This is a genomic window from Heyndrickxia coagulans DSM 1 = ATCC 7050 (genome assembly GCF_000290615.1).
GTDB lineage: Bacteria > Bacillota > Bacilli > Bacillales > Bacillaceae_C > Weizmannia > Weizmannia coagulans.
In genome coordinates this window covers 1-5,998 of record NZ_ALAS01000074.1, presented here as the reverse complement: position 1 = coordinate 5,998, position 5,998 = coordinate 1, and the positions used below count along the sequence as shown (strand labels likewise).

Below are 5,998 nucleotides of genomic sequence, written 5' to 3'. Positions count from 1 at the left end.
GTGAAGCACGGTAGCCGAAAGTGTACAAAAAGAGTGTCTTGGAATACCCGATATTTAAACCTTGTCGAGAAAAACTTGACACATACAGAATGGTAAAATATGTTGACGAAGTATAACGCATACGCTATGATAATGATGTTGTTTTCTCTTCACTTTACAGAAAAGGAGGATCGTTTAAGACTTTTTTCTAAAAGCGCCAGAACTGGGTTCGGGACGGATTGACCCAGTTGACGAGGAGGAGGAGTATCGAGCTTTCGGCGGATGCCTCCCGGCTGCCACACACAGCCGTATGTTTTTCCACAAATCGGCGGGGTGACCCGCTGGACAAAGGGAAAAGCATGTGGGAAGAGAAAACGGATCAGAAGTTTTACAAAAAATTTCAAGAGATAAGGGGGCAGGACTGCTCCCGGTAGTTCTTGCCCCCTTGTGATCCGAGGAGGAAGAACGAATGTGTGGTATTGTTGGCTATATCGGTACTGAAGATGCGAAGGAAATTTTGTTAAAAGGCTTGGAGAAGCTGGAATATAGAGGCTACGATTCTGCAGGGATCGCTCTCCGGAATGAAGCCGGCGTGCATGTTTTTAAAGAAAAGGGACGGATTGAAGATTTGCGCCGGATCGTGGATATGCGAATTGCGGCAACGATCGGCATCGGCCATACACGCTGGGCAACCCACGGGGTTCCGAGCAGAGAAAATGCCCACCCGCACCAAAGTGCATCCGGCCGTTTTACGCTTGTGCATAACGGCGTGATCGAAAACTACACGCTTTTGCAAAAAGAGTATCTCACGGATGTTCCTTTAAAAAGTGATACAGATACGGAAATTATCGTGCAACTGGTAGAAAAATTTGCTTCAGAAGGTCTTGAAACGGCGGAAGCGTTCCGGAAAACGCTGTCGCTTTTAAGGGGTTCTTATGCGCTTGCCCTCTTGGACGAAAAAGACGGCAATACGATTTATGCGGCAAAAAATAAAAGCCCGCTTTTGGTAGGCGTCGGCAACGGTTTTAATGTGGTAGCGAGCGATGCGATGGCAATGCTGCAAGTGACCGACCAGTTTATCGAACTGGTAGATGGCGAACTGGTCCTCCTTACCCGCGGGCAAGTCACCATTCAGAATCTTGCCGGTGAAACGATCACCCGCCAACCGTATAAAGCGGAAATTGATGCAAGCGACATAGAGAAGGGTACGTACCCGCATTATATGCTGAAAGAAATCGATGAGCAGCCACTCGTGATGCGGAAAATTATCCAGGCTTACCAAGATATCAACGGCAAATTGTCTATTGACAGCCAAATTATCGATGCCGTAACCGGAGCTGACCGGCTTTATATTATCGCATGCGGCACGAGCTACCATGCCGGCCTTGTTGGCAAGCAGCTCATTGAGAAGCTGGCAAAAATTCCGGTTGAGGTCCATGTATCCAGTGAGTTTGTTTACAATATGCCGCTTTTGTCAGAAAAACCGCTGTTCATTTTTATTTCGCAAAGTGGGGAGACAGCCGACAGCCGTGCTGTGCTTGTAAAAGTGAAAGAATTGGGTTACAAGACGCTGACGATGACCAATGTGCCGGGCTCGACGTTGTCCCGTGAAGCGGATTATACCCTATTGCTTCATGCAGGACCGGAAATTGCGGTTGCTTCGACAAAGGCATATACGGCGCAAATTGCCGTCCTTGCGATCCTTGCTGATGTAGCGGCAAAATCACGCGGTTTCAGCGAAGACTTCGACCTGGTACATGAACTCGGCCTTGTGGCAAATGCGATGGAAGGGCTGTGCGGATCAAAAGAAGAAATTGAACAAATGGCATATGACTACTTGACGGTCACCCGCAATTGCTTCTTCATCGGCCGTTCGATAGACTACTTTGTCTGCCTTGAAGGCGCACTGAAGCTGAAGGAGATCTCTTATATCCAAGCGGAAGGTTTTGCAGGGGGCGAACTCAAACACGGCACAATTGCCCTGATTGAGGACGGCACACCGGTTGTCGCGCTTGCTACGCAAAAAGACGTCAACTGGAGCATCCGCGGCAATGTCAAGGAAGTTGTCACCCGCGGGGCCAACCCTTGCGTGATCTCGATGAAAGGCCTGAATGAGGAAGGCGACCGTTTCGTCATTCCTCGTGTACACGAATTACTGACACCTCTTATCTCTGTTGTACCATTGCAGTTGCTTGCTTATTACGCAGCGCTGCATCGCGGCTGCGACGTCGACAAGCCGAGAAATTTGGCCAAATCGGTCACAGTCGAATAAACCACAAAAAGCCCGGGAAAGCCAGAATGACTGGTTTTCCTGGGCTTTTTGTTTAATCAAATGATTGATTAAAGGGATGATACAAGGTAAAATAAGGCGATTTTATTGGCCCGGCTTCTTTGGATTAGGCCTTGTATCTCCCTGTTAAAAAGTCCGTCCCCTGCAAAAAAGTTGGGACCCGCTGTTAAATCGTTGGTACCTGACCGGCAGGAGACCAGGCCAATTCAGCAGGCAAATATGGTTGTTTTCCGGGCCATTTTCAACCCTAATTCAATAGAAAGACAAACTCAGGCTGGATCCAAAACGGGTCCAGTTTTTCTTTTGTACAGCGGCCCAATCCTTTGTCCCGCAAGGGTTCTGGCGTTCTCTAATCCTATAGCGTTAGAAGCCCCACTGTATGGAATTGGGCGATTCTCAGTCCTTTTTCATGTGGTTCCCAGCCAGCTCAGTTCCGCCATTTCTCCAATATTTTTTCTCTAATCAGGGAAGAACTTTTTGACATTTCCAGACTATGCTGAACAACCCAGCAACCTAATTTCTGGTAAAAATCAGGCGTTTTGGGAACCAACTTTTTAACATTGCCAGCGGTCATCAAAATGCGGTTGGAGCCTTGGGGGAGTAAGAGGAAAGGGGGATTTTGGCGGGGAAGGACTTTTTTACAGGGGAATAAATAGTAATATATATCTAAAATATCAAAAAATATGTACCAATAATATTATTTTATGGTAGAATTTGTTGTGGTACTTCAAGTATCTTTTCAGGATCCGCAGCATTTGCTGCTGAGAAACCGAGTGAAACCACATCTCCTGTAGTACAACAAAGTCAGGCAACTCAAGCTCAAGCTTCATCTCTTGCAGTAGATCCTGGTATTCAATCTATTAACGGTCAGATGTCTACTCAATCAGTACCAACTTATATAAGTAAGAAGGCTGCTGAAGGGAAAAACGATTCCTGAACAATTTCCTGAAAATAAGCAAACAAAAGTGGTTCGCTTTTTCCCTTCTTACTCTGTTTCACCAAAGTTTATCCTAATTTGGGGATGGGGCGAATTAAATCTCGTTTATGATCTTACATCCTATTTGGGCCGGCCATTGACCACGTCTTCCCCATCCGAAAACAACGGCACACCGGCCACCTTGGATGAAATCTCCTTTTTTGGCAAAGCGTTATCAGAGCCGATGCGTATCCGTATTTTATCTTTGATTGCAAGAAAGGAAGGGGTCAAAGCCCAGGAGATGGCCGAAAAATTAGACCTAAACCCTGCCACGATTTCCAGGCACTTGAACATTTTGAAAAATTGCAAGCTCATCACGGAAACCAAGCAAAAAAGCCATAATATTTACTTTATCAATCATAGCGAGTTCAGGCGCTGGGCAAAACAACTGGAAGGGGAGCAGTTTCTCAAGGTCTCCGATTGATGCTTGATTTGGCCGGTTTGTTTTGGAAAGCAGCCAAAATGCCCTTGAAGTAAATGCGTTTCAAGCGGAGTGGTTTGTTGACCTACACCGGCCGCACGGGCAAGCCTCTCTCCTGTACTTGGTGCAGCCGTGCATGTAGACTGAAAAGAGACAAAGGAGAAAGCAGGTGTTGTTTTGGTATCCTATATCGTATTAAACAAACGGAAGATTGATGTGGAACGTTATCGGGAAGAGGACGTACAGGGGCTGAAGCAGATCGTGGCGGACTTCAAGGTAACAAGCGAAGATTACCATGATATTGCCACCTTACTGTATCAGGAAAAATTCGATGTGGAAGTACCTGAACAGGGGCTTGCTTTTAAAGGGGCGATCCGGGAATACTCCACTTCCATTACGAATCTGTATGAAAAAGGCCGGGTCGGCGACTACCATTTAGCATTGCTGGAAGTGAAAGAAGGAGAGAACAAAGCGTGAAACTCAGTATTTTAGACCAGGCGCCCATTTCAACCGGCCAGACAGCGAAAGACGCCCTGTACAACGCGATGGAGCTGGCCCGTGCAGGCGAGTCATTCGGGTACACGCGGTACTGGATTGCGGAACATCATGATTTGCCGGGTCTTGCCAGCAGTGCACCTGAAGTAATGCTCGGTTTTATCGGCGCGCATACGAGCACGATCCGGATCGGCTCCGGGGCCGTGCTTTTGCCGCATTATAAGCCGTATAAAGTCGCGGAAGTGTTCAATTTGCTCTCTGTGCTGTTTCCGGGCCGCATTGACCTCGGCATTGGCCGGGCGCCGGGCGGCTCTGCCGAAGCAACCACCGCATTATCCGGCCAATTTTTGCAAAAAGTGTACAAAATGCCGGAGCTGGTAGAGGAACTGCTTCATTTTCTCTATCACGATTTTCCGGAAGAAAATATTTTTTCCCGCGTCAAGGCTGCCCCTGTTCCGGCTGATCCGCCGCATGCCTGGCTGCTTGGCACAAGCGGCAAAAGCGCCGTGCTGGCTGCCCGATCTGGCATGTCGTATGCGTTTGGCCAGTTTATGAGCGAACAGGATGGCGCGGCAATTTTAAAGCAATATGAGCAGGCTTTTACCCCCCGAAAGCCGGGGGATGCGCCGCAAACGTTGTTAACTGTTTCCGCCGTATGTGCCGAAACAGCTGAAAAAGCGGAAGAAGTGGCATGGAGTTCCCTAATATGGCAGCTGCAGGCGGAAAAAGGGGGACAAGCATCCGTGCCGTCCATTGAAGAAGCAAAATCTTATCCATTAACCGGAAAAGACAAAGAAAAATTGGCAAAAATGAAGCAAAACATGGTGATCGGAAATCCGCAGCAAGTGCGCGCGGCATTCACCAAGTTGCAGGAAAAATACGGAACGGATGAATTGATGATTTTGACCATTGCCCATTCTTTTGAGGACCGGATTGCTTCATACCGGTACATTGCCGAAGAAGTGCTGGGGTAATGGATAAGCGAATCAAAGCCTTCTTTTTCCTATTAATGGAAGAGGAGGGCTTTAATTATTGTTGTCGCGGTAACAGGGCTTAGAATACCAGTGTTTTTTTAAGATCGCCAGCGGCCGTTTTTTCAGCCGTACGGCAATGACTGCATTCATAAAAAAAATTCAGCTGAAGAAAGGATTTTAGATGCTTTTGCCGAATATCAATACGGTTGCTAGCATTTAAGAATGTTTCTTTTTTCCTTGATCAGCCATATGACACAGCTTGTAAAAAGCGAACGCCGGAATACAGCCTGAGATATGTTAAAATCATATTTGGTTTGAAAAATGATACGAATGGCTGGTTATAATGGACCCATAAAACTAGACACAAAATGAGGAGCTGTTAAAGTAGGTTTATGAGAAAAACATGTGATTATTGGGTAATGATTTGTTCGATGGCATGGGTTGCCTTTGTTCTAATTTGTTTAAGATTCACATTTGTCGCAAATTTTGGGGACATCACGAAAATATTTGTTGAAGAAATGGTGCTACTTATAAGTGTTTTCGTTTTAAATGTGTTGTTTTTAAAACAAAAAGTAACATGGCGGATAAAGTCTTCTTTTAAAGAAACACTGCTGATCATGATACCCGTTTTCTTTTTCTTTATGATTGATATATTGGTATCTTCCGGTCATGCATTGCTAGATATATTAAAGGCCGGCGGGATTTCAGTGATTGTCGCGCTCTTCGAAGAATATTATTTCAGGGGAATTATTTTTTCTAAAATCAATTTCTATTTAGGGCTTGCTGAATAAGCAAAAATTCCAGATTTGACAAGGATTTTGGCTACTTTTGTCGAATATAAAGTGTAAGGATTTCAAAGGAAA

General features: G+C 46.0%; 5 protein-coding genes. All 5 read left to right on the top strand.

The window, feature by feature from the left end:
* Positions 1-448: 448 nt before the first annotated feature.
* The 5 genes from glmS to IC21_RS03195 all read left to right on the top strand — a co-directional run bounded on the left by glmS (position 449) and on the right by IC21_RS03195 (position 5,926).
* Positions 449-2,251, top strand: coding sequence for a glutamine--fructose-6-phosphate transaminase (isomerizing) (gene glmS / locus IC21_RS03215; RefSeq protein ID WP_017553454.1), 1,803 nt, complete (start codon positions 449-451; stop codon positions 2,249-2,251).
* 1,136 nt (positions 2,252-3,387) lie between these two features.
* Positions 3,388-3,669, top strand: a complete 282-nt coding sequence (locus IC21_RS03210; protein WP_234969650.1) for an ArsR/SmtB family transcription factor — start codon at positions 3,388-3,390, stop codon at positions 3,667-3,669.
* Between the two features lie 174 nt (positions 3,670-3,843).
* On the top strand, positions 3,844-4,143 hold the full coding sequence (locus IC21_RS03205) for a YkvR family protein (protein ID WP_013858149.1): 300 nt from the start codon (positions 3,844-3,846) through the stop codon (positions 4,141-4,143).
* Positions 4,140-5,135 carry an LLM class flavin-dependent oxidoreductase gene (locus IC21_RS03200; RefSeq protein ID WP_029143034.1) on the top strand — a complete coding sequence of 332 codons (996 nt, stop codon included), beginning with the start codon at positions 4,140-4,142 and terminating at the stop codon, positions 5,133-5,135. Before IC21_RS03205 ends, IC21_RS03200 begins: the two co-directional genes overlap by 4 nt.
* 392 nt (positions 5,136-5,527) lie before the next feature.
* Positions 5,528-5,926 (top strand): hypothetical protein, encoded by a 399-nt coding sequence (locus IC21_RS03195; RefSeq protein WP_029143033.1) that lies wholly within the window; start codon positions 5,528-5,530, stop codon positions 5,924-5,926.
* The last annotated feature ends 72 nt before the right edge of the window (positions 5,927-5,998 follow it).

Excerpts from the sequence above, each read along its gene's own strand:
- glmS (WP_017553454.1), top strand. The coding sequence starts at position 449 with ATGTGTGGTATTGTTGGCTATATCGGTACTGAAGATGCGAAGGAAATT.
- IC21_RS03195 (WP_029143033.1), top strand. The coding sequence starts at position 5,528 with ATGAGAAAAACATGTGATTATTGGGTAATGATTTGTTCGATGGCATGG.